General features: G+C 65.0%; 30 protein-coding genes and 1 tRNA gene. 2 read left to right on the top strand and 29 right to left on the bottom strand.

All coding sequences use genetic code 11. From position 1 onward, the window contains the following. Window positions 1-3: 3 nt before the first annotated feature. The 4 genes from EJ079_RS21800 to EJ079_RS21785 are packed head-to-tail and all read right to left on the bottom strand — an operon-like array spanning window position 4 to window position 4089. Entirely contained in the window at window positions 4-225 is a 222-nt protein-coding gene (locus tag EJ079_RS21800) for a hypothetical protein (protein ID WP_127810117.1), read from the bottom strand. Then, window positions 225-677 (bottom strand): hypothetical protein, encoded by a 453-nt coding sequence (locus EJ079_RS21795; RefSeq protein WP_127810116.1) that lies wholly within the window; start codon window positions 675-677, stop codon window positions 225-227. Before EJ079_RS21795 ends, EJ079_RS21800 begins: the two co-directional genes overlap by 1 nt. Next, the gene (locus EJ079_RS21790; RefSeq protein WP_127810115.1) at window positions 674-3445 is read right to left on the bottom strand and encodes a hypothetical protein; all 2772 of its coding nucleotides are present in this window, start codon (window positions 3443-3445) and stop codon (window positions 674-676) included. The genes EJ079_RS21795 and EJ079_RS21790 overlap by 4 nt, the downstream gene beginning before the upstream one ends. Continuing rightward, window positions 3445-4089, bottom strand: a complete 645-nt coding sequence (locus EJ079_RS21785) for a DUF6441 family protein (protein ID WP_127810114.1) — start codon at window positions 4087-4089, stop codon at window positions 3445-3447. Before EJ079_RS21785 ends, EJ079_RS21790 begins: the two co-directional genes overlap by 1 nt. 51 nt (window positions 4090-4140) lie before the next feature. On the opposite strand from EJ079_RS21785, the gene EJ079_RS21780 reads away from it, so the two are divergent. Then, the gene (locus EJ079_RS21780; RefSeq protein WP_127810113.1) at window positions 4141-4506 is read left to right on the top strand and encodes a hypothetical protein; all 366 of its coding nucleotides are present in this window, start codon (window positions 4141-4143) and stop codon (window positions 4504-4506) included. On the opposite strand, the gene EJ079_RS21775 is transcribed toward EJ079_RS21780, so the two are convergent. From EJ079_RS21775 to EJ079_RS21665, 24 genes are all read right to left on the bottom strand, one after another. Then, window positions 4503-4703 carry a hypothetical protein gene (locus EJ079_RS21775; protein WP_127810112.1) on the bottom strand — a complete coding sequence of 67 codons (201 nt, stop codon included), beginning with the start codon at window positions 4701-4703 and terminating at the stop codon, window positions 4503-4505. The two genes, EJ079_RS21780 and EJ079_RS21775, sit on opposite strands and share 4 nt — an antisense overlap. Before the next feature lie 5 nt (window positions 4704-4708). Next, window positions 4709-5155: a hypothetical protein gene (locus EJ079_RS21770; RefSeq protein ID WP_127810111.1), complete on the bottom strand. Its 447-nt coding sequence runs from the start codon at window positions 5153-5155 to the stop codon at window positions 4709-4711. A gap of 56 nt (window positions 5156-5211) precedes the next feature. Further along, window positions 5212-5739 (bottom strand): hypothetical protein, encoded by a 528-nt coding sequence (locus EJ079_RS21765; protein WP_127810110.1) that lies wholly within the window; start codon window positions 5737-5739, stop codon window positions 5212-5214. A 47-nt stretch (window positions 5740-5786) separates the two neighbouring features. After that, window positions 5787-6254 carry a hypothetical protein gene (locus EJ079_RS21760; protein WP_127810108.1) on the bottom strand — a complete coding sequence of 156 codons (468 nt, stop codon included), beginning with the start codon at window positions 6252-6254 and terminating at the stop codon, window positions 5787-5789. Then, the gene (locus EJ079_RS21755) at window positions 6254-6601 is read right to left on the bottom strand and encodes a hypothetical protein (RefSeq protein ID WP_127810107.1); all 348 of its coding nucleotides are present in this window, start codon (window positions 6599-6601) and stop codon (window positions 6254-6256) included. The genes EJ079_RS21760 and EJ079_RS21755 overlap by 1 nt, the downstream gene beginning before the upstream one ends. Beyond that, window positions 6588-7403 carry a hypothetical protein gene (locus EJ079_RS21750; RefSeq protein ID WP_127810105.1) on the bottom strand — a complete coding sequence of 272 codons (816 nt, stop codon included), beginning with the start codon at window positions 7401-7403 and terminating at the stop codon, window positions 6588-6590. Before EJ079_RS21750 ends, EJ079_RS21755 begins: the two co-directional genes overlap by 14 nt. Continuing rightward, window positions 7400-8044, bottom strand: a complete 645-nt coding sequence (locus tag EJ079_RS21745; RefSeq protein WP_127810104.1) for a hypothetical protein — start codon at window positions 8042-8044, stop codon at window positions 7400-7402. Before EJ079_RS21745 ends, EJ079_RS21750 begins: the two co-directional genes overlap by 4 nt. Continuing rightward, complete coding sequence (locus EJ079_RS21740) at window positions 8032-8595, bottom strand: class I SAM-dependent methyltransferase (protein ID WP_245481716.1); 564 nt, start codon at window positions 8593-8595, stop codon at window positions 8032-8034. Before EJ079_RS21740 ends, EJ079_RS21745 begins: the two co-directional genes overlap by 13 nt. Next, window positions 8592-9176, bottom strand: coding sequence for a hypothetical protein (locus EJ079_RS21735; protein ID WP_127810102.1), 585 nt, complete (start codon window positions 9174-9176; stop codon window positions 8592-8594). The genes EJ079_RS21740 and EJ079_RS21735 overlap by 4 nt, the downstream gene beginning before the upstream one ends. Window positions 9177-9190: 14 nt before the next feature. Further along, entirely contained in the window at window positions 9191-10003 is an 813-nt protein-coding gene (locus EJ079_RS21730; RefSeq protein WP_127810100.1) for a glycosyltransferase family 9 protein, read from the bottom strand. Between the two features lie 144 nt (window positions 10004-10147). Further along, window positions 10148-10891, bottom strand: coding sequence for a hypothetical protein (locus EJ079_RS21725; protein ID WP_210214649.1), 744 nt, complete (start codon window positions 10889-10891; stop codon window positions 10148-10150). Next, entirely contained in the window at window positions 10882-11529 is a 648-nt protein-coding gene (locus tag EJ079_RS21720) for a hypothetical protein (protein WP_127810098.1), read from the bottom strand. The genes EJ079_RS21725 and EJ079_RS21720 overlap by 10 nt, the downstream gene beginning before the upstream one ends. Further along, window positions 11529-11717: a hypothetical protein gene (locus EJ079_RS21715; RefSeq protein WP_127810097.1), complete on the bottom strand. Its 189-nt coding sequence runs from the start codon at window positions 11715-11717 to the stop codon at window positions 11529-11531. Before EJ079_RS21715 ends, EJ079_RS21720 begins: the two co-directional genes overlap by 1 nt. Window positions 11718-11769: 52 nt before the next feature. After that, window positions 11770-12792 carry a major capsid protein gene (locus tag EJ079_RS21710; protein ID WP_127810095.1) on the bottom strand — a complete coding sequence of 341 codons (1023 nt, stop codon included), beginning with the start codon at window positions 12790-12792 and terminating at the stop codon, window positions 11770-11772. Window positions 12793-12857: 65 nt separating this feature from the next. Next, window positions 12858-13235 (bottom strand): head decoration protein, encoded by a 378-nt coding sequence (locus tag EJ079_RS21705; protein WP_127810093.1) that lies wholly within the window; start codon window positions 13233-13235, stop codon window positions 12858-12860. Between the two features lie 63 nt (window positions 13236-13298). Then, entirely contained in the window at window positions 13299-13775 is a 477-nt protein-coding gene (locus EJ079_RS21700; RefSeq protein ID WP_127810092.1) for a hypothetical protein, read from the bottom strand. Window positions 13776-13873: 98 nt separating this feature from the next. After that, window positions 13874-14776 (bottom strand): S49 family peptidase, encoded by a 903-nt coding sequence (locus EJ079_RS21695; protein WP_127810091.1) that lies wholly within the window; start codon window positions 14774-14776, stop codon window positions 13874-13876. Further along, window positions 14766-16277: a phage portal protein gene (locus tag EJ079_RS21690; RefSeq protein WP_127810090.1), complete on the bottom strand. Its 1512-nt coding sequence runs from the start codon at window positions 16275-16277 to the stop codon at window positions 14766-14768. The genes EJ079_RS21695 and EJ079_RS21690 overlap by 11 nt, the downstream gene beginning before the upstream one ends. A 3-nt stretch (window positions 16278-16280) precedes the next feature. After that, window positions 16281-16502 carry a hypothetical protein gene (locus tag EJ079_RS21685; RefSeq protein WP_164873830.1) on the bottom strand — a complete coding sequence of 74 codons (222 nt, stop codon included), beginning with the start codon at window positions 16500-16502 and terminating at the stop codon, window positions 16281-16283. Beyond that, a complete protein-coding gene (locus EJ079_RS21680) occupies window positions 16502-18496 on the bottom strand; it encodes a terminase gpA endonuclease subunit (RefSeq protein ID WP_127810088.1) in 1995 nt (664 codons plus the stop codon). The genes EJ079_RS21685 and EJ079_RS21680 overlap by 1 nt, the downstream gene beginning before the upstream one ends. After that, the gene (locus EJ079_RS33380) at window positions 18493-18651 is read right to left on the bottom strand and encodes a hypothetical protein (RefSeq protein ID WP_164873829.1); all 159 of its coding nucleotides are present in this window, start codon (window positions 18649-18651) and stop codon (window positions 18493-18495) included. The genes EJ079_RS21680 and EJ079_RS33380 overlap by 4 nt, the downstream gene beginning before the upstream one ends. Next, window positions 18651-19277, bottom strand: coding sequence for a hypothetical protein (locus tag EJ079_RS21675; protein WP_127810087.1), 627 nt, complete (start codon window positions 19275-19277; stop codon window positions 18651-18653). Before EJ079_RS21675 ends, EJ079_RS33380 begins: the two co-directional genes overlap by 1 nt. Further along, a complete protein-coding gene (locus tag EJ079_RS34285; protein ID WP_348629718.1) occupies window positions 19232-19492 on the bottom strand; it encodes a DUF6538 domain-containing protein in 261 nt (86 codons plus the stop codon). Before EJ079_RS34285 ends, EJ079_RS21675 begins: the two co-directional genes overlap by 46 nt. Window positions 19493-19637: 145 nt before the next feature. Further along, window positions 19638-19722, bottom strand: a tRNA-Leu gene (locus EJ079_RS21665). Between the two features lie 235 nt (window positions 19723-19957). Here EJ079_RS21665 and lipB point away from each other — a divergent pair. After that, window positions 19958-20701, top strand: a complete 744-nt coding sequence (lipB, locus tag EJ079_RS21660) for a lipoyl(octanoyl) transferase LipB (RefSeq protein ID WP_127810086.1) — start codon at window positions 19958-19960, stop codon at window positions 20699-20701. Window positions 20702-20722: 21 nt separating this feature from the next. On the opposite strand, the gene EJ079_RS21655 is transcribed toward lipB, so the two are convergent. Continuing rightward, on the bottom strand, window positions 20723-21973 hold the full coding sequence (locus EJ079_RS21655; protein WP_127810085.1) for a site-2 protease family protein: 1251 nt from the start codon (window positions 21971-21973) through the stop codon (window positions 20723-20725). Window positions 21974-22273 lie beyond the last annotated feature (300 nt).

Genomic DNA, 22273 nt, shown 5'->3' with positions numbered 1-22273 from the left:
GTGTCAGCCCTGATCAAACGGCTGCGGGCGGCGAGGGTTTGCGCTCGCATACATGGCCAGCGCCTCGTCTGGGGAGACCCGAAGCTCTGTATCGCTGATGCCGACATCGGACAGCAGGCAGGCGTGTTCGATAAGCTGCAGGCCATGTTGTCGTGCCCACGCGGCCTGTTCTTCAACAGTTTTGGCAGACAGCAGGGAGCACCACAGGTCGCCGAGATTCTTCATCAGACTTCCTCGAGATCGAGAGACCATGCCTCGTCGCCGTCCCATTCGACGAGGCTGCTGCGATAGCCGACGACACGCATGGTCAGGCGCGGCCGGTAGAAGGTGAAATCGCCCTCGACCCGCGCCGCCGGATCGGCGGTGTTGCCTGCGACATCGCGCGCCGGCGAGCCGGTGGCGGTCAGGTACGAGAGCTCGACCACGCAATCGACGGTCACCACCATGCCCGGCCAAATACCGGATAGCGCCGGCTGCTGCTGATCGGTGCAGGAGATGTTCGACTTGTATTTCCGATAGGTACCGTCGGCGAGGTCGATCAGCGTGCCATTGACCGTGCGGGCAAGCTGCGCGGCACCATCGATCGGCTCAAGCGTCTGGGTGATGTTGCGCGCGCTGTAAGGCGGCACGCCGATCGGATCGAGGCGCAGCTCGGTGAGATTGTTTGCGCCGATCATTTGCCGGGCCTCCGGCCTGCTGACGTCATCTGCTCGCCCAGCGCGAACTGTTGGAATTTCCGCACCGAGTCATTCTCGCCGATCAGGTCGATGACATCGTTGAGCGTCGGGCCGTATTGGAGTTTTATGGCGACCGTCTTGCCGGAGAATCCGGAGGCTGGCGCCAGGTTCATGCGCGCCAGGCCGCCATTGGCAAAGCGCGGGATTGCCATCGAGCGGTTGACGCCGCTGGCCAGGCCGCCCAGCGAAAAGCCGCGCAGGCCTTTCATCGATGGCAGCACGCCGTTGTTGAGCGCTTGCAGGAAGCCGAGGCCGAGCTTTTTCACCGCCGCCGCCTGGATGACGAATTCGCCGTCGGACAGCCAGGCGAGGATCGAGTCTGTGCGCGGACCGCCGGCGCCCTGGACGTGGCCGCCCGAGGCAAAACCCTGCGAACCCCCACCGCCGCCGCCCGACGAGGCCGCCTGCGCCCGCAGGCTGGCCGCCGCTGCGGCGGCCGCGCGCAAGGCCGACAGGATGCGCGCGATGGCCGAATCGATCTGCGCGGCCAGGCTGCTGACCAGCGAGCCCAGGCTTGAAAAACCGTTCTGCACCAGGCTGCGGATGGCCGCCATGATCTGGTCAATGGCGGCCTGCGCCGTGCGGAACGGCGCCACCAAAGCATCGGCAAGGGCTGAGGCGCCAGCGACATCGCCGGAAATCTCGGTGGCGCGCGCGATCGCGGCGGCGATGTCGTTGGCTGCCTGCACGACCTGGCTGGTGGCGCCGGTAAAACTGTCGACGACGGCGCCTATCAGTGACCCGATCGTGTCGGACACCGCCGAGATCGCCGTAGTGGCGATCGTGGTCAGGCCGGTGAAGGCGGTCGCGGCGGCGGTGCCGATTGTCGTCCACACCGCCGAACCGGCGAGCGCGATGCCATCCCAGATCGGCGCCAGGAAGCCGGCAAGCGCGGTCACCTGGCCGACGATGGCGGTCAGCGCCTGGCCGGCAAGCCCCGATATGGCCGTCCAGATGCCGCCGCCATCGATGCCGATCTGCGTCCAGGACGGCAACAACTGTGCCGCCAGGCCTGAGATGGCCGACACCACGCCTTCGACAAAGCCGGTGACGACCTGCGCCAGCCCCTCGAAGACGACACCGACGGCTTCGATCTGCAATTTCCACAGGTCGACGAACAGGCCACCGGCGGTTTTCGCGGCCTCGAGCAGACCGTCAAACACTTTGGTCAGATTGCCAGGCGAAAACAGTTGCTGGATCGCCGCGATGGCATTGCGAGCAGCGGCGACGATATCATCCCAGAAGACGAAGGCGGCAATGCCGGCCGACACCAGCGCGGCGATGATCAGTGCCGGCCATGAGATGAGCCCGACAACGAAGCCGAGGAAGGCCGTGGCGCCGGTGATGATCGTCGAGAAGAAGGTCGAGGCGGCGGCAATCACGCCCTCCGAGAAGATGGTCGCGACAACGGTAGCGATCAGCCGGAAGGCGGCGACGACCAGGCCTGACGTCGAGGCGATCAGCCGGAACACGCCGAGCAACTGCAGCAGGGCGACACCGATGAGCAGCTGGCCACCGGTGATCTTGGTGCCAAAGATGGCATTGAAGGCCGTTGCGACGCCGGTCGCCGCGTCATGCACCGCCTTGAACAGCGGCAGCACTACCGTGCCGATCACGCTGGCAAAGTCGCGACCGAACTGCAGGATGGCGTCGCGCCAGGTCAATATCCACGGGTTCTTGACCTTGGCGTCGGCGCCGATCAGCGCGAACAGCAGGTCGCTGATGCCCGACAGCAGCTTGGCGTTGAGCGCCGCTCCGAAGGCCAGGATGGCATCCTTGTTTTCGGTGATGATGTCGCGCAGTCCTTCGGCCAGCGCGGTGACGCCGGGCGCGAAGATCAGGCCGAGCTGCAAGCGGATGCCCGCTGCCGCCGCCGTCACCGAATCCAGCGTATCGCCGAGCGCGTCGCCGATTTCGGCCTGCTCCTTGGTGAAGACGATGCCCAGCCGCTGCGCCTCGGCGCCAAGGTCGATCAGGCCCTTCTTGCCCTGGTTGAGGAAGGGCAAGAGGTTGGCGCCGCTCTTGCCGAACAGTTCGATGGCCAACGCCGATTTCAGCGCGCCGTCGGGCATGCGCGAAAACGCCTCGGCGACATCCTGGACGATGGCTTCGTTGCTGCGCAGCTGGCCGTTGGCGTCCTTGATCTTGACGCCGAGCTTGTCGAAGACGCTGCCGCTTTTCTTGGTGGCCTCGGCCGCCTTTTTGATGTTGCCGCCGAAGCGCGTCACCTTGACGCCGCTGGCGTCGATCACGTCGCCGGCCTTGGTGGTCTGGTCCGCCGCCTCGGCAATCGCCTTGTTGAGCTTCGACATGCCGGAGACCAGCTCTTCCTGGCTGACATCGGCCTGCTTGGCGGCGAATTCGAGCCGGCCATAGGCATCGACCTGCAGGCCGGTCTTTTCCGCCGCCTTGCCGGCGGCGTCCGCCGCCTCCCCGCCCGACTTGGCCAGGCCGAGCACCGCCGCACCCGCACCCGCTGCGGCCGCCGTCAGGCCGGCGCCGAGCAGCGCAACGCGGCGGCCGACCGTGGCCAGATCAGTGCCGACCTTGTTGAGGCTGGCCGAGAATTTGCCGAAATCGGCCTTGATGGCGGCGTTCTTGATCTGGTTGAAGGCCTTTTCACCGGCATCGCCGAGCGCCTTCAACTGGTCCTTGATGGCATCGCCGCCCTCGAGCGAAATGCGCTGGACAATGGTCTTGCTGGCCATCAGGTGACTCTCAAATTCTTGAGATAGAGGGCGCCTAACCTTGCGGCGGCGCGTTCGGTGATCTGCCGGATCGAGAATCGATCACGGATGTTGACGCGGTCGATGCCGATGAACAGCGGCACCAGGGTCGACGGGGCACCGGCACCGCCGCGCTTCAAGGCCGATGTCGTGACCTTGACCCTGCCGCCGGCCACCTGGCCGCGCCTTGTGGCGATCTTGCCGGCCAGCAGCGGCGGCTTGCCCGGCCGCTCGATCGACACCAGCGGCCCGATGGTCCTGATGTAGAGCGCCGGCGTCATCTTCTGCCGGCCGGCGCGCTTCGGCGTGTCCTTGAGCGGCAGCCACAGCCTGGGATGACCAACGATGGTCGTCGGGTCTTCGAACACGCCGGCATAGCGGATGTTGTGGAAGATCAGCGCAGCCGCGCTCATCGAATTGCGGCGGCGGGGATAGACGTTGACGCGGAGCGCGTTCTGCCAGCGCTTCGAGAAGCCGGCTGCGGCGATGTTGTGGCGCCCGTCGCGCTTGACGATGTCGCCGGCCTCGGTGACGGCGGCGGTGCCGGCGGCGGCGATCGGGTCGCCATTGGCGACCATCGCCTGCGCGAACTCGCCGTCCTTTCTCTGATACCGCAACCGCGCCATTTGCCCTCGGCCTGTCTTCCGTGCTTCACTCGCGGCGGGAGGGACATTCACATGAGAATTGTTTGGCTACTGCTTGTACTGGCAGCGACGACGGCCACGGCCGCCGAGCGAACGCTGATCGATCCGGTCGAGTTCATGGTGTCGTGGCCGGATCTGATCGGCCGCGACGTCGTCATCACCAAAGGCCGAGTCGTGGTGGCCAGCGACCAGTTCATGCTGCTGAAGCTGCCCGGCGGCAACGTCACGCTGACGCCGCCCTGGGTCGACCGCGACGATCTGCGGCCCCTGTTCCAGCACTGCACCAGCGTCTTGACCGACGCCGCTTGCGATGTCGCCGCGCAAGGCACGGTCGGCAAGTCCGCCAGCGGCACGCCGCAGCTGACCGGCGTCGATTTCTTCAAGCCGGCCGGCGACTAGCTCCTTGCCATTTTGTCGAGCAGTTTCTTGATCTCTTTCGGATCGCTACGAGCAGCCATTGTGGCGATCGCCAGTTGTTCCGACGCTTCTGATTTACGCCGCTCGCCCGCCAAGACAAGATAGCCGGCGATCTCGCGTGGCGAATATTCCCAGACGTCTGCCGGACGATGCCCGATGGCGATGAGCTCCTCGATCATCGCCGCTAGTCGGTCGGCGGTGTCTCTTCGATTGGCGATACTTCCACCTTTTGCAGCTCGGCCAGAAATGTTTCGACCCGGCTTTTGAGCTGCTCGACCAGCGGGGCCATCGGAGGGAAAGTCATGACGACGATCGCCTCGACCAGTTTCAATTGGTCCGCAATGTCGAGTTCGGCGGCGAAGGCTTCCGCTGCCGGCGCTTCGTCCCCGTAATATCCGCACCCGGCGGCGATCAAGGCAGCGGCGGCATCGGCGGCAATTTCGATCATTCGCAAGGGCGCGACCTTCTTTTCGGCCATCATGTCGCCGAGTTCCGGGTAGCGGACCAGCAGGCCAGTCAGTCGCTTTGAGCCAATCCTGCCGACTTCGATGTCGACAGGGCCATCCTTGCTATTGACCGTCACCGGCTTCTTGACGACGTCAGCCGGTGCTATGTCCATCAGACGCTTCATGGAAACTCCTTTGTTTGCGGGGCACCGATCAGGGCGCCCCGCTTTTCAGAAAACTTTTAGGACGCCTCGGTGACCACCATCTGACCGAAGTCGGTGATGCCGTCGGTGTAGGTGACGGCGAGCAGATCAGCGGTAAGCTCGATCTGGCCGAAGTCGGTGTCCTCGATCGGCGAGAAGCTGCCGGTCGGCGAAAACGAGACCGACGGGAAGTAGCCGTGGACTTTGTTGCCGACGTCGTTGTCGCCGATGAATTCCAGGGATCCCGTGATCACGCTCTTGGACATGATGCGGATGCTTTTGGTGCCGTCGGTGTTGACGACGACGTCCGACATCAGTGCGAGACCGAGATTGTCCGCCGTGATCTCGTCGAGCACAATACGGAACTGCGCCGACTGATTGTTGAACTGGGTATAGTCGACCCGCTTCGATCCGCCACGGTTCTTCTTGTGCTCGAGCTTGTCCTGCGCCGGTGTGATCTCGCATTCGACGATGTTGCCAAAGTCACGCTCCACACCATCTGTCGGCGTAAACTTGGCGTAGCCCGTGCCCTGGAAATAATTTGTTGTGCTGGGAGAGTCAGCCATTGCTTTTCCCTTTCGGTGAATTGCCCGTCACCGGGCGGTTGATAAACTCAGGCTTCGCGGCCTGGCCGCAGCAGGTAGGTGATGGTGAAGGCGACGCCGATGCCGCCTTCGGTCGAACGGCCTTGCGCGGTCGCCGGCTGCGCGCCCTCATAGTGCGCCGACTGGCCCTTGGCCGTCAGCGCCAGCAAGGTCGGGTCGGTGAGCACGATCCCGATCAGCTGGCTGCGCAGCAGGTTCAGGGTGGTGCCGACATTGGTCGCATCCTTAGACTTTGCAGCGACCCGGAACTGCACTTCCGGCGTCATTTCGATCAGTTGCGGCGGCGGCTCGTTGGCGCTGCGACGGCCCGGAATGGCGCCGATGCTATGCTCGGCGCCGTCGAGGAGAACCACATAGCGGGCCGTGTCGGGCAGTTCGCTGACATTGCGCTTCGGATCGAAGCTGGCATCGACCGTCTGCATCAACGCGTACAGGCGCTGCAGGATGGCTTCGCGCTTGTCCTCATAGACCGGCATCACGCCTCCTCGAGCAGCAGCCGCACCTGCGCCTGCGCTTCGCCCTTTGGCGACGGCAGGTACTGGTGGGCATAGACGGTCCATGCCTTGCCATTGAGCGTCAGCCCGGCGCCCGGCAGGTCAGCGACGGCAATGCCCTTTTCGGCCAGTTCAGTTGTGCGCACCGTGGCGCAGGGGCGGATGGTCGAAACCTGCGGGCCTTCCAGCACCTCGACGCCCGCCGTCTCGTCGGTCGCCGTCAGCTCGGCCGTGGTGCCTGCCGTGTCATCGAGCGTCAGCACGGCGGCCTCGCCGAACACGGTATAGGCCGGCTCGTAGAGCAGCACGTCGAAATCAACCAATCCCATCGAGCAACCTCCAGAGCGTGCCGTCGACCAGCTCGCGTTCGTCGAATTGCGAATAGGCCAGCGCGTTCAGCCAGGGCTGGCGCTCGGGGTAGAGCGGCGCTTCGATGCGGGCGAGGTCGCAGCGGCCGACGAGGCTGGCGGCGCTGTCCTGGTGGACGAAAACCGGGCAGCCCATGATGACAGCCTCGACCGCGGCGTTGGAGCCGTGCGCCACCAGGCAGTGGGCGTCCTTCAGGTCCTCATGCAATTTGCGGCCGGAGCGCTGCATTTCCTTGTTGCGGATCAGCAGCGGACGATCGGTCAATTCGTTGAGCCGCTTTACCGTCTTCGCAGTCCAGCCCTCGATGCCGTGGAAGCGCTCATAGGTTTCGCTCGGCTCGGCGACGACGATGTGGCGGCCTGTTCGCTGCCATGGCCGGACATCGGTGCTCAGCGCCCGCCAGCGGTCATCCGGCTGTGGCTTGACAGCCTGCATCTGGAACGCACCGACATGCCAGCGGTAGAAGCCGCCATCGGCGCCTGTCGGCAGGTCGGTGGCAAAGACGCGCCTGGCATAGCCGCGGTCCCAATAGATCCAACGCCGGCCGGTGCTGCGCCAGGCCTCGATCAGGGGGGCGAGCTCCGGGGTGCAGCCGACGATCGGCGCGATGTCGGACGGCAGCACGCTGAGCGCCTTGATGTCGCCCTTGATGACCTGGCCGCCGGCGGCCTTGATGGTCGTGCCGATGCGCTCGAACAGCGCCAGCTTGAACTTTTTCAGGTGCCCCGGAATGAACAGGCAGACCTTTGCGGGTTCGATCACGCCCGCCAATGCTCCGCTACCCAATCCAGCCGAGTATATTGCGACGGGTCGCGCCAGCCGGGGAACGCCACCACGCGGGCATCTTTCGGCAGCGCCTCGCCTTTCGGCCAGCCGCGCTTCTGGAAGGCGTAGACGCCATCGTCGGCCGTCCAGCCGGCGGCGTCGGGGATCATGTCGGCCAGCCACGCCTGGTCGTCGGGGAATTCGTGATACGGCACTTTCGCCGCCAGCGCGGGTGAGAATTCCTGCCAGACGTCGGGCCTATAGCCGGCTTCCAGCATCCACAGCGAACCGTTGAACGGGCACGGATTGACCGCGTTGACGCCCTGCAGGATGACGAAAGGCTCCGGCCGGTCGAACAGCTCGTCGAGCGGGCCGGTGACCACCAGGTCGAGATCCATGCAGACGATGCGGTCGCCGCGCTTCAAACCGTTGGCTTCCTGCCAGGCCGGGTCGAACATGCGCAGCCGGGCAAAGCAGCCCTTCATTTCGGTCAGGTGCAAGTCTGCGGCGACGGGCGTGGTGACCATCGGCACATAGTCCTGCGCGAGATTGCGGCGCACGCCCGCAAACAACTTTGCGATGTGGTCGGAGCCGTACTTCGTGCCCCAGACCCAGGTGCAGATCGTCAATCCAGCCACAGCACACCGATGCCGTTGTTCTTGGCCGTGGGGCAGAGTTTCAGTTCGGCATGCTGGCGGGCAGTGTCTTTGACGCGCGCCCAGAATTCCGGCACGTCGATGCGGGTGCCGACCCATTCCGGCGCGCGCCGCCAGGCGATGTCATGGAAGGCGATGATGCGGGTCATCAGCGCGTAGTTGGCGAAATCTTTCTCGACATAGGGCAGCGTGTGGTTGGCGTCGATGAAGGCGGCATCGAACGGGCCGAGCGCGCGGACCTGCTCGACAACGGCCTTCGCCGTCGAATCGCCCCAGATCAGATGCGCGTCATAGCCATGCAGCCGCAGCTTGGCGATCACCGCCTTCAGTTCGGCCTCGCTCTGCACCCAGGCCTTGGTGCCCTTGGGCAGGTCGACCGAGACGATGCGCGAACCGACCGGCAAGCGCTCGGCCACGCGCAGCAGCGAGCCGCCGAACTTCGAACCGATCTCAAGATAGGAGGTGACGCCCTCGCCGACCAGGATTTCGGCCAGCCCGTCGATCTCGGCTTCGACTTGCAGCATCGTGCTCATGGCCGACACCAGATCGCGGCAACGCCGAGTTCGGCGGAGATGTGCGAGGTATGGATGCGTTCAAGCCCGACGAAGCCAAGGTCGACGTCGAGCGCATACAGTTCCTGTTCGTTTTCGGCCGGCTTGTCCGACGTGCCGCGCCAGGCGAAATAGCCCTTGGTTTGCTTGCCGAAATACTGCATCAGCGCCGACAGGTCCGCAGGCTCCATGATGCGCTTGAGCTTGTGATACGTGGCGAGGCAAAGCGTGATGTCGTATTTCTTGGCGCCGAACACCTTCAGCGCCGGCGGACCGCCGGTCAGGTCGACGATCTCGAAGCGGCTGTGGACCTTGCGCAGGTCGGCGAAGATTTCGCGCGCGGCCAGGATGCCGGGCTCGTAATTGTCGCAGCCATGCACCGTGGTCGCGCCGTTGCCGGCGAATTCGAAGCCGACCATGCCGCGGTTGCAGCCGATGTCGAACACCGACTTGCCATGCGCGCGCAGCACCAGGTCGGTCATGCCGTCCATGCGGAAATCATGGTAGCCGGCGACGCGGCGCTGCACGGTGTAGTCGGCGCCCGCAGGGCTATGCTTGTCCATTTTTTCTACCTTTTCTATGTCCCTGTTCGGCCTGCGGCCTCACCGCCTCTTGCCCGAAGATGGTGCAGCGCGGCGTTGAAGACGTCGTCGATCGAGATGCGGGCAAGGGCGGCGCGGCAATGCTTGCACGGCTTCAGCAAGCCACAGGCCTCGGCACCGCCGGTCAGATTGGTATGGCTGGCATAGCCCGTGACCGCAGGCGGGATAAAACCGCCGAACAGCACCACGGCGGGAATGCCGACCGCGGCGGCGCCATGATGCAGGCCGCCCTCGGCGCCGATGTAGAGCGAAGCGCGCGCCAAGATGGCCAGCGCATCGCGAAACGAGGTGGTGGCGAGCTGCTCGACATTGCGCAGCGCCACCGCGCTCTGCTCGCCGCGGAACTGCACGACGCGCAGGCCGAGGCCGCGCAGCCGGTCGGCCACCGCCTGGAAGTTGGCGACGCCCCAATCCTTGTTCGGCGCCACCGTCTTCCACTGCGCGCTCTGCGGCTCGACGACGATAAAACTTTCGCCATGGCGCATGCCGGCGGCGGTCTCGACTTGGTCGAAGAAGATCTCGCCCGGCTTGGCACGAAACGACAGGTTCCACACCCAGCGATCGCCGACGCGCCTGTTGTAGAGGCGGTGGCCCTTGTAATAGGCGAGCCATTCGAGATCCGGCGCGCCCTCGCTGCCCGGCGGCGCGACGTTCGGATTGCCGCGAAATATGTCGAAGCTGGTCTTTTCCCAGACGATGCGCCGGCCGTCGCCAAGCGCAATGCGCTTGCCCCGGGCTGCGGCGCCGCGCGCCATGCCGCTGGCCATGATCTGGTCGCCGAGGCCCATGTCAGCCGATCTCCCCACCTGTGGGGGAGATGCCCGGCAGGGCACAGGGGGGCGCCTCGCGCCGACAGGCTGGAGGGACAGCGCCCCCCTCTGTCGGCTGCGCCGACATCTCCCCCACGGGTGGGGAGATTGGGCGCCAAGCCATCATGCCGCCCAACGTTCCAGCGCCGCCCGCCATTCGTCGGCATAGGCGCAGTCCTCATAGCCGGACATCGACGGCACGCCATCGGTGAAGTGCACGATCGCGGGATCGATGGCCGGGTCGGAATGGCCGACGAGGAAATTCCATTGCGGATCGAGTTCGCCGATCAGCGAATCGTCGAGCCAGCAGAAGCGGTGCAGGTCCCTGCCCGGCACCGAATTGACCAGATCCATGGTCAGCCCGGCATTGGCCGGATGGTCGACGTTCCACAGGATGACGCTCGACCAGTTCTTGCGCGCATAGAGCGTCTGCGCCTGGCCGTCCATCTTGACGGTCCCGGCCGGCCGGTGATCGTGCTTGACCACCATCACCGCCTTCGAGGGGTCGGCCTGGTTGAACAACGCCAGCAGGTCGCGGCGCACCAGCACGTCGCAATCCATGAACAGCGCCCAGCCGGATTTCGCCAGCTTCGGCACCAGGAAGCGTGAGCAGGCGAATTCAGTCGCCATCGCGCCATCATAATCGTCGCGCCGCGACAACACATCGATCAGCCGGCCGCCATGGCGCAGGGTCGGCCTGGTGTAGTGCTGACCGGTCCTGAGATCCGTCAGCACGACACCGCGCACCGGGATCGGCGCAATGGCATGCGACCTGATCGAATGGCGGGCGACGGCATAGGCGTCGGCCTCGCGCGGGTCCCAACCGATCCAGATCGACAGCGGCGCTTTGGCGGGATTTACAGGCACTCTTCGAACCTCATGCGCGGCCATACGGTGACGGCGCTGTCGGGATTGGCGTTGACGATCTCGACGCCGAGCTTTTCAGCCGAAGGCGCGATCGTAGAAAATTCCTTGATCTGCGCCGCCCAGCAGCCGGGGCGCAGTTCCCATGGCCATGGCAGGCCATGATTGTGGCGCCTGCCATTGGCGGCGGGCCTGGCATCGACGCCGAGCAGGACGATCCTTTTGGCGCCGAAGTGCGCCGCCAGATTGATGGCCCCGGTGGTGCTCGACCGCTCGAGGACGACCTTGCCGGGATCCGCCGACAGCGCCTTGCACGGCATTGCCCTGCCAATGATCTTGATGCGAGGGTCGAGCACGACGACCTTGCCGCCGACCAGCTTCGACTGCGCCGCGCCGATCTCGGGTGCCGTGGTGACCACCAGACCGGCGAAATCAGCCAGACCCGGCCGCAGCGCCTTCTCACGCCACCAGCGGCCATCGGCGAAGAACAGAACATCGGCCGCCGGCCAGACCTTCCATGCCGACTTGACCGCGATCACCCTGCGTCCGACGAGCGGCCGCAGATCGAGCGCATCGGTGGATGGCCCGGCGGCGAGGACAAACACCGTCTCGCCGGGCCAGAGTTTTGGAGCGACCCACATTATTTCAGCTTGGCGATTTCCAGCGCCAGGCGCTTGGCGCCCCAGCGCTTGTGGATTGTGATGCCGGCATTGGTCAGGATCGTGCGCATCTCCTCGACGCTTGGATCCTTGACCTCCGCAGGCACCTGCGTGCGGCGACGCGCAAGCGACCGCCACACACCGGGAATCCTGTAGATGGACATCGGCATGATCCTTTCCGTGGCGCGGGAGGCAACGCTCCCGCGCCGGTTCAGTTCAGGATCAGGTGCGCTTGGCGCGGTAGAGCGCTTGCGGCATGACGCAGACCGGCAGCGGATAGGAATAAAGCTCGACGTCGGCCCACATGTCGCGGTCCTTGTCGGTGACGATGCCGGGATAGAACATCTGGCCGAGCTGGCCGATGTGCTCGAACTTCTCGCCGGGCGACATCGCCCACTGGAAGATGCCGGCGCCGACCGGGAAGAACTTCGCCTTGTCGTCGCCGACAGCGACCGTGGTCAGGTCGTCGGTGCCGCGATAGTTGGTGAAGGTGATGCCGCCGAAGTTAAAGCTCTCCCAGGCCGAGGCGCCGCGCAGCTGCGCCGCTTCCTGCTGGCCGAGATAGGTTTCGCGCACCTCCGGATGGGCGATCAGATCGTCCCAGAACGCATCTCCGCAAAGCGCCATGAAGCGGACGCTGTTGCCGCCCATGCCCTTGAGGCCACGCGACATCGAACGGACAGCGACGGTGCACTTCTTGCGCAGCACGCCCGAAGCCGGGTTTGCGTTGTCGAGGTCGAAATCGACTTCAGCCGGAATCGTCTGGCCGAGAACGGTTGCCCAGTTGACGATGGTCGAGCCATCCGCATCGGTGACCAGGCCCTGGACGACACCAAGGCGCCAGTTTTCGAAGGTCAAGTCCATGTCGCGCTTGAGCAGCAGCTGGCGGTCTGCGACTTCAGCCTGCACCTGCATCAGTTCGCTCTCGGTGCCGAAGGCGCGGATGCCGCTCAACTCCGAAGCGGTGATGCGGCTCGATTTCGCCAGGCGCTTGGTGGCGAACGGCGTTGCGGTGCGGCGACCGCGGCTCTTGGCGTCGGGCGCCTCGCCGCGTGCGCTGGTCTGGATCAGTGCGGCTTCGGTGCCGCGCGCTTCGATCCAGATCGCTTCGGTGCGAACCGGTTTCGGATCGAACAGGCCTGGGACGGAGCCGAGAAAGCCCGGCACGTAGCCGATCCTGTCAACGGCGGTGAGCAGCGACGTGACGCTGAAGGCGTCGTCGTTGAAGATGTCGATACCGGGCATTTTTCTTCTCCTGCAGGCCCGCAGGCCCGTCAAATGTGTTGAGGTTTTGGGGAGGAAACGCCCGCTCAGCGCGGGCGGATATGCAGATCCTTCAGGCTGGCGATCACTGCCGCCTTTTCGCCGCCGGCCGTGGTCTCGGTCGGATAGGTGATAAGATCGTCCTTCACCTCGGCGTCGCGGGCGATGTAGACGCAGTCGGCAACATCGCCGGCGGTGGCATCGACGGCGTCGAACAGGATGCCCGCGGAAGCCGTAACCAGTTGCGTTCCGGCGGTGTCGAGCAGGCCCGAGCAGGCGATCAGCTTGCCGGCCGAGAATTCGACGACCTGGCCGGCCACGAGAACCTGGCCGGAAGCGACGGTGGCGGCGTCGCGCGAGAGGAAGCCGTTGGCCTCGCTCTGCAGGAACTCGCCCGCATGCACGGTTTCGGTGAGAGTCGTCATGTCAGTGTCCTCTTGAAAGAGCGCCGGCGACCGGCGTCAGGGGTTGCGGATGAGCGCGGCCGATCAGCCGCGCTTGAGGCCGTGGCGGGCGTTGACCTTGTCGACGGCCGAAGCCCATCCGGCATCGATCGCCGCGGCGTCAAGCTTGCCACCGGGCTTGCCACCATGGTGCGGGTTGAGGTTCTGGCCGCCATCGGCGCGCTCGGCCTGCAACAGGGCAACAGCCTGCTGCTGGGTCTTGCCGGCGGTGATGAATTCCGAAGCTTTTTCCGGCTTGCCGCCGAGAACGCAGGCGGCAGCGACATTGGCAGCCTCGAGGCGGACGCGGACGACTGCCGCTTCCGTGGTTTCCGTGTTCTGCGCCGCGGCGAGCGCGGCATCGATGACACCGACATCGGCGGTGATCGCCTTGATGCGAGTGTCCTGTTCGGCGGTCAGCGTGCCGCCATTGGTCTTGTCGGCATCTTCGGTGATCGCCGTCGCTTCGGCCTTGAGGCCGACGCGGTGGCGCTGCAGCAGGTCAGCGAGCATTTTTTCCATCGCTGGGTCTCCTCTATTTTGCCGGGTGAAGGATGCACGGGATGCATCCGCGCGCCCGGTGCCGCGCTGATGCCGTTTTCTGGTTTTGAGAAAAACTGCTAGAGCAGCGCGGCCCTGGCGCTTGCCGTGCTGCGCCCCGCCGGCGCCTTGAGCAGCCGCGCGATGACGGAATCCAGCGTCTCGACCTTGTCGGCCATGCCGAGCGTGACAGCCATTGCCGCCGGATAGGCGCGCCCGCCGCCGAAATGTTTTGCTTCGGTCACCGGGTCGGCGCGCACCACCGCCTCGGGAACGTTGCGGCCTTTGGCGACGTCAGCGACGAATAGATCGTAGAAGGCGCGCACGCTGGCCTGCAACGCCACCTTGGCTTCGGCACCGAGCGGCTCGAACGGGTTGCCTTCGACCTTGCGGGCGCCCTCATAGACGAAGGTCATCTTGACGCCGACCTCGTCGAGGAAACCGGACACGTCCTCATGCAGCACATAGACGCCGATTGAGCCGACCTCGCCCGATGGCGTCACCACCAGCTCGTCGGCGGCGCAGGCAATCCAGTAGGCCGCCGAGCAGGCCAGCGTGTTGGCGACGGCGACGATCGGCCGTCCGGGCTTGCGTGCGGCAAAGATCATGGCGGCCGTTTCCGGCACCAGGTCGACCTGGCCGCCGGGGCTGTCGATGTCGATGACGATGCCGCCGACCGAGGCGTCGTTGGCCGCGGCCTTGAAGGCGCGCTGAAAATCGGTCATCAGCGCCGCCTGCTGCGACACGTCCTTGAGCGCCTCGGCGCGCGGCATGATCGGGCCATAGAGCCGGATAATAGCGACCTTGCCCTGCGTTTCCGACACCGGCGTCGATGCTGCCGGGCCACCTTCCCGAAACGGCTCGGCGCGGAGGCCGCCGGCGCGCAGTTCCAGCATGGCGACGATCTGCTCGGCCTTGCGCGGATCGATGAACCAGGGCTGCGCCGCGAAGGCGCGCAGGACGCGGCGGATCTCATGCGGCATTGTTGTTGTCCTTCGGCGGCGGCAGATTTTCCGGCTGCATTGCGGCAGCGAGCGCGACCTGCGTGAACTGGCTTTCGGCGAAGTCGAGGCCGAGCCTTTCCTCGCGTGCCTTGTCGGCGGCGATGCGGGCATCGGTTTCTTCCGGGTCATAGCCCATCGATTCGATGACATCGGAACGGGCCTTGAAGCCCGCCTGGACCGCCAGCAGCTCGGCCATCAAATCCTTGAGCGGGTCGATCCAGTCCCATTTCGGCGTGAACCACTTGACCCGCAGCAGGGCGCGCATGTTGGCGGCGAAAAACGATGGCGAGATCGGCACCGCGCCGACCATCACCGCGTCGGCGAGGAAGCGGCGCCAGATCGGACGGCAGAACTGGAACACCATTACCGAATGCTGCAAGGGTTCGATGCGGCGCTTGAAGGCGATCATGCCGCCGCGCATCGAGCCATAACTTGACTGCCGGAGATCGCCGGTCATGTCGGCATAGGGAACGCCCATGCCAGCTGCGGAGCGCAAAAGGTTGCGGTACTGGAACGCCTCGTAGTTGCCGCCGACATCGGCCGGCTCGGCGAACTTGACGTCCTGACCCGGATCGAGGTCGACCGTGGCGCCGGGCTCCAGTGCGACACCACCGGTGACGCCAGCTGCTTCGGCGACGACAGCGCCCTCGGCTAGCGCATCCTCTTCCGGTGATTCCGAAGTGATGAACGCCGTGAACAGCGCGGCGATGCGCTTGCGCTCCAGCTCGGCGTCGTCATAGGCATCCATGATCGCCGCAACGATGATTGACGAGAGGATTTGCGGGATGCCCCTGATCTGGCCGGCCCTGATCGGCTTGAACAGATGCAGGATCTCTTCCGCCGGCACCACCGTCTTCTGGCTGGCGGCCAGGCCGAAACTTTGATCGGCGCCGGGATGCTGGCGCCAGAAATGATAGGCGACACGGCGACCGATGGCGTCGAACTCAATGCCCATCTCGACACGGCGGCCGCCGCCGAGGTCGCGGTTGTCGGCAAAATCGAGCATTTCGGCAGGCAGCAACTGCAATTGGAACGGCACGGTGAGGCCATCCTGGACACGGCGCGCCCGCATCCTGGCGAAGCACTCGCCGGCCTCGAACATCTCGGCCGCCGCAACACCCTGCTGGCCGTAGAAGTCGGTCAAGCCGTCGGCATCGCTTTCATCCGTCCAGTCGAGGAAGGTGAGTTGCACCTCAGCCTTGATGGCCGGATCCTTGATCAGCGACGACGGCTTGATACCGGTGCCGACCAGGGCGGCGACAAACGCATCCTTGGCCGCGATGGTGTAGGGATTGTTGGCGCCGAGATAGCGCGAACGCGCCAGCACCGAGCGGCCATATTGCCGGATTAGCGAGTTGATGGCGACCGTCGAGGTCGGCACCGAGCGCATGCGGCGCTGGTTCTTGCCGGCGTCGAAGGCCTGCGGGCGCAGGCCGACCATGCTGCGCAAGCCGCTTGCCATGCGTGACATCAGCGACATGCGCTAGTACCCCCTGCCCGACTGGTATGCGTAGCGCAGCCGGCGCTTCGAGGTGCCGTTGGCGGTGGCGAGATCGCTTTCGAGCTTCGAAATGGTCGCCTCGATCTCGGCCAGCGAGCGGAAGGTGGTCATCGTCTCGCCATGCTTGACGGTGAGCACGCCGGTGTCGCGGGCTGCCTTCAGCTTCTCGATGCGCGCGGTGATGGTGGCGGGTGCGGTCATCATCAATCCATGAACTTGCTGCGCCGGACTTTTGCGCGCGCTACCGGTTTCTTGGGCTCGGCCGGTTTTGCCGGTTGCGGTGGCGGCGGCGCATTTGCTGCCGCCAGCATGTCTTCAAGGTCGAGCTGTCCGCCGCTTTCGGGCGGCTTCTCGCGCTGCGCTTCGTATTTGTCCCACAGCGAATCGGGCATCGAGCGGACGCCGAACTTGATTGCCGCCGCTTCGGCCTGCAGATGCGTGTCGAGGCCTTCATTCGCCTGCGTCGGATCCTTCACCCATTCGTAGGCGATGAAGCCTGTCTTCAGCCGCTTGGCGCGCCGGCTCTCGGCGGTGAGCTGCCGGAAATACTCGTCGTCGAGGCCGCGCGGCAGGCCGATGAAACCGCGCGACAGCGGGTCGTCCTTCACCAGATTGCGGTAGAGCCCCATTTTCAGGACCGACGTCGCGAAATTGTAGAACCGCCGCGAATACGAAAGCAGCTTGCCGGAGCGGCTGCGTTCCTTCTTCACCCGGGCGATCAGCGGCGCCGATTCCGACGGTACGCCGCGCACCATGATCACCTTCGACGACGGATGCCGCTTGGCCCAGCTCCAGACGTCCTCGGTCCAGGCGTTGCCATCGATGGCGAGCAGGTCGATGCCGATGCGGCGACCGTAGCCGTTGACGTATTCCTGCTTGGTCAGGCCATCGAGGAACGCAAAACATTCCTTCGACGAGATGTGGCCGGGGAAGACGCCATAGTCGACGACGGCGCGGCGGTAATCCCTGCCCCAGGCCACCACCTGGAATTCGACGCGGTCGGCCTGGCAGTCGACACCGACGGTGACGATCGGATGGCCGACAGGAATGGCCTTGCGCGGATAGGGCGACTGCCCGGCCCGGTCGCGCAAGGACTCCCAGGGCGGCGCCTCGCCCAGCGTCTTGTAGGCGCGGCCGACGACGTCGTTGAAGAAGGTCTGTTCCGATGCGGGATCGCCGCGGGCATTGAGCCAGGAGCGCGCGATGCGCTCGAAGGACTGCAAGAGCGAATAGGCCGACCACAGATGGAACGACCGGTGGAAGCGCCGCGCCTTGGGGTTTTCCGAACGCCAGACTTCGGTGCCGGCCAGTTCCAGCGCCTTGGCCGCCTTGAACATGGCCGGGCGGTGGTGCTCCTCGATGACGCCGCCGCAGTCCGGATGGGTGCACAGGAAGTGGGAATTCTCCGGCGCGTCCTCGTCGAGGTTGGCCTGGAAGTTCTCCCATTCCAGCGTCTGCAGATGGCCGCATTGCGGGCACGGCAGCCAGAGCTTCTCCTGACTGCCGGCTTCGAAATTCTTGGTGATCCGGCAGCCTGGGTCGATGAGCGGCGTCGAGACCTTGAGTATCTTGGCGAACTCATGCGCCTGGCTGCGGCTGTCGGCCTGCGTCTCCGGGTCGCCGGCATTGTTCATTTCCCATTTCGCCAGATCGTCCTGGACCTGGCGCTTCATCGTCACCTGGGAGAGTGACGCCGGCGAGTTGGCGCCGGAAATCTGGATGGCGCCCTTGCCGTCGATGCGTTCCTTGTAGAGCACCGAATCCGAGCCGTCGCGGGCCTTCATCGGGAACAGCGTGCGCAGCGCCGTCGTGCCCTTGAGCATCGGCACCAGCTTCATCTTCGACCAGCGCTGGGCGTTGTTCTCGGTCGGATGGACGTAGAGGAAATCCCCCGGATCCATCGACAGCGAACCGCCGCAGAAGATGTTGGCAAGCACCGTGCCGCCGAGCTGCGCCGATTTGTGGAAGGTGACGACGCGGCAGGGATCGTCGGGCGACAGCGCGCCAAGGATGGCGTCGAAGTAGTAGAACAGGTCCCGGTTATAGGGGCCGGGCAGCGGGCTTTCGCGCTCGGTGAAGACGATGTTGTCCTCGGCCCAGCGCAGATAGTCGACCGGCGGCGGCGGCGTCATTACCTCGGCCAGCACCAGGGCGGCGAGGCGTTCGGCGTTGGCGACCTGGACGAAGTGGGCGGTCATTCAGCTTTCGGCGGCCAGGTGTGGCTCCTGCGAACCTTTTCCCAGGCGACGCGGTCGGCCTTAACTGGATGGCAGCCCTTGCGGATGTAGTGCATCTTCCACGCATCGATGCGCGGGCGGTGGTTGACGGAGGGACCGAAACCGAAGCTGGGCATCAGGCAGCGCTTTCCTCGATGATCGCCTCGACGAATTCCGGCAGGCTGGCGGCACGGCGGCGGGCGCGGTCGGCGGCGCCCGCCTTCTTGTCGGCGCGTACCTTGCGCAGGAGGTGCAGCACGTCGCGCTGCGGCAGCTTGAACTCGGCGGCGACGGCCGAGGCGAAGTCGGTCAGCATGCCGGCGTTCTCATCCTCGATCGCCTGCGCCAGCTTGGTCATCTCGGCGCGGACATGAGAGGCGTCGACCAGGCGGCCGCGGCGCGCCGCCTCGTCCTCGGCGGCCAGTCGGTTGCGGCGGCGCTCGGCCTCGAGGCGTTGCTGCTTCAGCTCATCGTCGACGTTCGGCGTGCGCAGCGTGGTGTCGGAACCGGCGGCCGACCGCGCCGGCTCTGGCTGATCGTCGGGTTCCAGATCGAGGCGGGTCGAAAGGCCGTTGCCGAGCGACTGGCCGATGTCGCGCTTGCGCTTGATCTGCTCGACCGCCCTGGCGACGATCACCTTGGCGTTGCGGCCCTGCCCTTCGAGGGCATCCTGGCCGATCATGCCGGCCGCTATGTACTGGCTGACCCGGCCGGCGCTCACGCCAATGTGCGCCGCGAAGTCGCCCTTCGACAGGACCTGCATTGTTTAGCGCTCTTTAGGCTGCTGTTTAGGCGCCTCTTTAGGCTCCATAAAAGCCGCGCCAGGTTGCGATCGTCGGTCTTGAGCGAGGCGCGCACATGCGGCGCCCGCTCGTCGAGATGCGCGATCGTCACCGGCACACGGCGCTTGTAGTGATAGTTTCCCTGACGCACGGTCAGGTATCTGTCGGGATCAATCCGGGTTCGATTTCGACCCATGCACGCACCTGCAAAAAGCCTGTCGGGGCTAGCTGTGTGGCGCAATTAGTGGCACAAAACGGGCGAACGCTGCAAGGCCGGAAAAATCGAACGTCATTTTCTGTTGAAAAATCAACGCGCTATGCGCAATTTTCCGGAAAATTATTGGTGCGGTCGAGAAGACTCGAACTTCCACGGGTTGCCCCACAGCGACCTCAACGCTGCGCGTCTACCAATTCCGCCACGACCGCACGTGGTAGAGCCGGAACCGACCGGCTCGCGGCGTGTAGCAAATCGTTTCCGGCGAAACAAGTGCACGGCAAGCAATAATGTCAGGCGATTGGCATAATGCTCCACAGGGTCCGAACGCAGCGCCGGAACTGGACGTTTGCGCCTGATATCGCCATATGGAAGGCAAGTTGATGTCACCCAAAGGTGCGAGGCGGTTTTGGGACGCGACATGCATAAGCGAAAAGACGATACGCCATGCCCGAACGCAGCCAGATCGCCACGTCGTTCCTGCCGCTCCCCGGTTCAGCACCGGTCGAATGGCTGATCGAGCCCGGCCTTACCGCCTATCCCGAAGCACTTGCCTTCATGGAGGCGCGCGCCGAGGCGATCCGCAGCGGCGCTGCCGGCGAAATGGTCTGGCTGGTCGAACACCCGCCGCTCTACACGGCCGGCACCAGCGCTCGCGGCGAGGATCTGATCGACGCCAGCCGCTTCCCGGTATTTGCGGCCGGCCGCGGCGGCGAATACACCTATCATGGGCCGGGCCAGCGGGTCGCCTATGTCATGCTTGATCTGAAGCGGCGGCGTGAGGACGTCCGCGCCTTCGTCGCGGCGCTCGAACAGTGGATCATCGGCACGCTCGCTGCCTTCAACGTGCATGGCGAGCGCCGCGAGGACCGGGTCGGCGTCTGGGTGGTGCGGCCGGATCGCCCTGCCCTGCCGGACGGCTCACTGGCGGAGGACAAGATCGCGGCCATAGGCATCCGGCTGCGGCGTTGGGTGAGTTTTCACGGCATCGCTATCAATGTCGAGCCCGACCTCGACCATTTCAGCGGCATCGTGCCTTGCGGCGTGCAGGACCACGGCGTCACCAGCCTCGTCGATCTCGGCCTTCCCCTGACCATGGCCGACCTTGACCTGGCGCTGAAATCCGCCTTCGAGGATGTGTTCGGTCCCGCCACGGTCTTGCCTGTCGAAGCCGAGCGCAAGGCCGGCTGATTCTTCCGGATCCGGTACGGCTCAAATCAGTTGGGCGGAGGCCCACAATACGCCATAGCCATGGATGGCGAACACTGCCAGCAACGCCGCCGCCATGGCGAGCCGGTCGATGGTGCGGATCGGCTTCAGCTCGTAACGCGGCTTGACCCCGCTGCTCATCGTCAGCAGGCTGAGGATCGAAAACACCGCTCCCGTCGCGAGCAGGAAGTTGGAGGAAAAGCCGGCCTGCCAACCGACAGCCAGGAAAGCCGAGAGCAGGAAGAAGGAAGCCAGCGCCAGCCCGACTGGTCCCGGACAGATCTGGCGCAGCACCTGGCCGCCGTCGAATTTCCACACCGGCACCAGATTGGCGATGTTGAACAGTGCGGCGAAGCCCGCCAGGGTCGCCAGCAGGGCCGCCGCCAGCCGGTGGCCTTCCGCGCCGGCAAAGGTGCTGGCAGCGATCACAACCGGCACCAGGAATGCGGAGAAGCCGGCGCCCATCAGCGCCACGAAAGCCACCTCGAAACGGCTGTCATAGGGCCGCCCGCCAATGGCGATGCCGCCGAGCAGCGGAATGAAGATCATCCGTGCCCGGTTGTGGCCCATAAGCCGGAACGCCGCCATATGGCCAAGCTCATGCAGGGCGACCACCGATGTGAGGATCGCGGCCAGTGCCAGACCGCCGAAGTGAAGGCCGAAGAATGGCCACAGGATCAGCGCCGAAAGCCCGGCAAAGCCAACCTGGCTGAGCGGATGCTCGAACCAACCGCCCTTGCGATACTGCCCGGTCCGCGCCCAGCGCTGCAGCTTGGAGAGTTCGCGGCGCAGGGCGAAATAGCGGAACACCAGGAAGGCGACGCCGCGATAGCGATCCGTCTGGCTGAGCGTCACCCGCGTGCCGTTGCCCTCGGAAACGAGTTCGGCGGTTTCGGAAAAGTCCTTCCAGAACGAAGCATCGAGCGCGGTGTCCTCGATGACACGCATCGAGAAGCTGATACCTTCGACGACGTCTTCAAACCGCGACCTGCGTTCGATCGGCTTGCCGTCGCGACCTTCCCACGACAGCGTGATGCGGGCCACGCCCTCGCCGTCCGGCGCCTCGGCGGAAAGGATCTCACCGGACCAGCCGGCATCGCTGCCGAGCGGCCACAGCGCCTGCCAGAGGCGCTGACGGTCCATCGCCACCAGACGGGTCAGCCGCACCGTGCGCAGACCAAGCGGCACGGTCATCAACAGAAAGATCAGCCCGAGATTGCTGGCCACCAGAATGGCCGTGACGATGGGCGACACCTGGACATTGCTCCCTGTCTTGCCGAGGTACCCTAACGTTACGGCGGCAAGAAAAGCTTAACGGCGGAACGGCCTTCCACCGCGTAGGACCCGCGGCGGCGAACGCCGCCAAATCACATGGCTCCGATCCAGATCGCCATGGAAACAAGGAACGTGCTCATGCAAACCAGTGAGATGACATCCTGAACCAGATCGGTCATAACTCTCTCCTGTTGTTGATATGTTCGCATTTTGTTCTAATTTTGTTTCAAAGTCAACGGGCACGATCCGCCCGCGCCCGGAATTTCCGGGCGATCAAAT

It is taken from the genome of Mesorhizobium sp. M7A.F.Ce.TU.012.03.2.1 (genome assembly GCF_004006095.1).
In the GTDB taxonomy this organism is placed as follows: domain Bacteria; phylum Pseudomonadota; class Alphaproteobacteria; order Rhizobiales; family Rhizobiaceae; genus Mesorhizobium.
This window is presented reverse-complemented; position numbering and strand designations above follow the sequence as displayed.

Bases quoted from the DNA above. Each gene is read 5' to 3' on its own strand.
- EJ079_RS34285 (WP_348629718.1), bottom strand. From the start codon at position 19,492: ATGGGTCGAAATCGAACCCGGATTGATCCCGACAGATACCTGACCGTG.
- EJ079_RS21740 (WP_245481716.1), bottom strand. From the start codon at position 8,595: ATGAGCACGATGCTGCAAGTCGAAGCCGAGATCGACGGGCTGGCCGAA.
- EJ079_RS21700 (WP_127810092.1), bottom strand. From the start codon at position 13,775: ATGGAAAAAATGCTCGCTGACCTGCTGCAGCGCCACCGCGTCGGCCTC.
- lipB (WP_127810086.1), top strand. From the start codon at position 19,958: ATGCCCGAACGCAGCCAGATCGCCACGTCGTTCCTGCCGCTCCCCGGT.
- EJ079_RS21730 (WP_127810100.1), bottom strand. From the start codon at position 10,003: ATGGGCCTCGGCGACCAGATCATGGCCAGCGGCATGGCGCGCGGCGCC.
- EJ079_RS21675 (WP_127810087.1), bottom strand. From the start codon at position 19,277: ATGCAGGTCCTGTCGAAGGGCGACTTCGCGGCGCACATTGGCGTGAGC.
- EJ079_RS21800 (WP_127810117.1), bottom strand. From the start codon at position 225: ATGAAGAATCTCGGCGACCTGTGGTGCTCCCTGCTGTCTGCCAAAACT.
- EJ079_RS21760 (WP_127810108.1), bottom strand. From the start codon at position 6,254: ATGCCGGTCTATGAGGACAAGCGCGAAGCCATCCTGCAGCGCCTGTAC.
- EJ079_RS21715 (WP_127810097.1), bottom strand. From the start codon at position 11,717: ATGCCGATGTCCATCTACAGGATTCCCGGTGTGTGGCGGTCGCTTGCG.
- EJ079_RS21780 (WP_127810113.1), top strand. From the start codon at position 4,141: ATGAGAATTGTTTGGCTACTGCTTGTACTGGCAGCGACGACGGCCACG.
- EJ079_RS33380 (WP_164873829.1), bottom strand. From the start codon at position 18,651: ATGCCCAGCTTCGGTTTCGGTCCCTCCGTCAACCACCGCCCGCGCATC.
- EJ079_RS21755 (WP_127810107.1), bottom strand. From the start codon at position 6,601: ATGGGATTGGTTGATTTCGACGTGCTGCTCTACGAGCCGGCCTATACC.
- EJ079_RS21770 (WP_127810111.1), bottom strand. From the start codon at position 5,155: ATGAAGCGTCTGATGGACATAGCACCGGCTGACGTCGTCAAGAAGCCG.
- EJ079_RS21680 (WP_127810088.1), bottom strand. From the start codon at position 18,496: ATGACCGCCCACTTCGTCCAGGTCGCCAACGCCGAACGCCTCGCCGCC.
- EJ079_RS21690 (WP_127810090.1), bottom strand. From the start codon at position 16,277: ATGTCGCTGATGTCACGCATGGCAAGCGGCTTGCGCAGCATGGTCGGC.
- EJ079_RS21720 (WP_127810098.1), bottom strand. From the start codon at position 11,529: ATGTGGGTCGCTCCAAAACTCTGGCCCGGCGAGACGGTGTTTGTCCTC.
- EJ079_RS21795 (WP_127810116.1), bottom strand. From the start codon at position 677: ATGATCGGCGCAAACAATCTCACCGAGCTGCGCCTCGATCCGATCGGC.
- EJ079_RS21790 (WP_127810115.1), bottom strand. From the start codon at position 3,445: ATGGCCAGCAAGACCATTGTCCAGCGCATTTCGCTCGAGGGCGGCGAT.
- EJ079_RS21705 (WP_127810093.1), bottom strand. From the start codon at position 13,235: ATGACGACTCTCACCGAAACCGTGCATGCGGGCGAGTTCCTGCAGAGC.
- EJ079_RS21735 (WP_127810102.1), bottom strand. From the start codon at position 9,176: ATGGACAAGCATAGCCCTGCGGGCGCCGACTACACCGTGCAGCGCCGC.
- EJ079_RS21775 (WP_127810112.1), bottom strand. From the start codon at position 4,703: ATGATCGAGGAGCTCATCGCCATCGGGCATCGTCCGGCAGACGTCTGG.
- EJ079_RS21685 (WP_164873830.1), bottom strand. From the start codon at position 16,502: ATGATGACCGCACCCGCCACCATCACCGCGCGCATCGAGAAGCTGAAG.
- EJ079_RS21695 (WP_127810091.1), bottom strand. From the start codon at position 14,776: ATGCCGCATGAGATCCGCCGCGTCCTGCGCGCCTTCGCGGCGCAGCCC.
- EJ079_RS21765 (WP_127810110.1), bottom strand. From the start codon at position 5,739: ATGGCTGACTCTCCCAGCACAACAAATTATTTCCAGGGCACGGGCTAC.
- EJ079_RS21710 (WP_127810095.1), bottom strand. From the start codon at position 12,792: ATGCCCGGTATCGACATCTTCAACGACGACGCCTTCAGCGTCACGTCG.
- EJ079_RS21785 (WP_127810114.1), bottom strand. From the start codon at position 4,089: ATGGCGCGGTTGCGGTATCAGAGAAAGGACGGCGAGTTCGCGCAGGCG.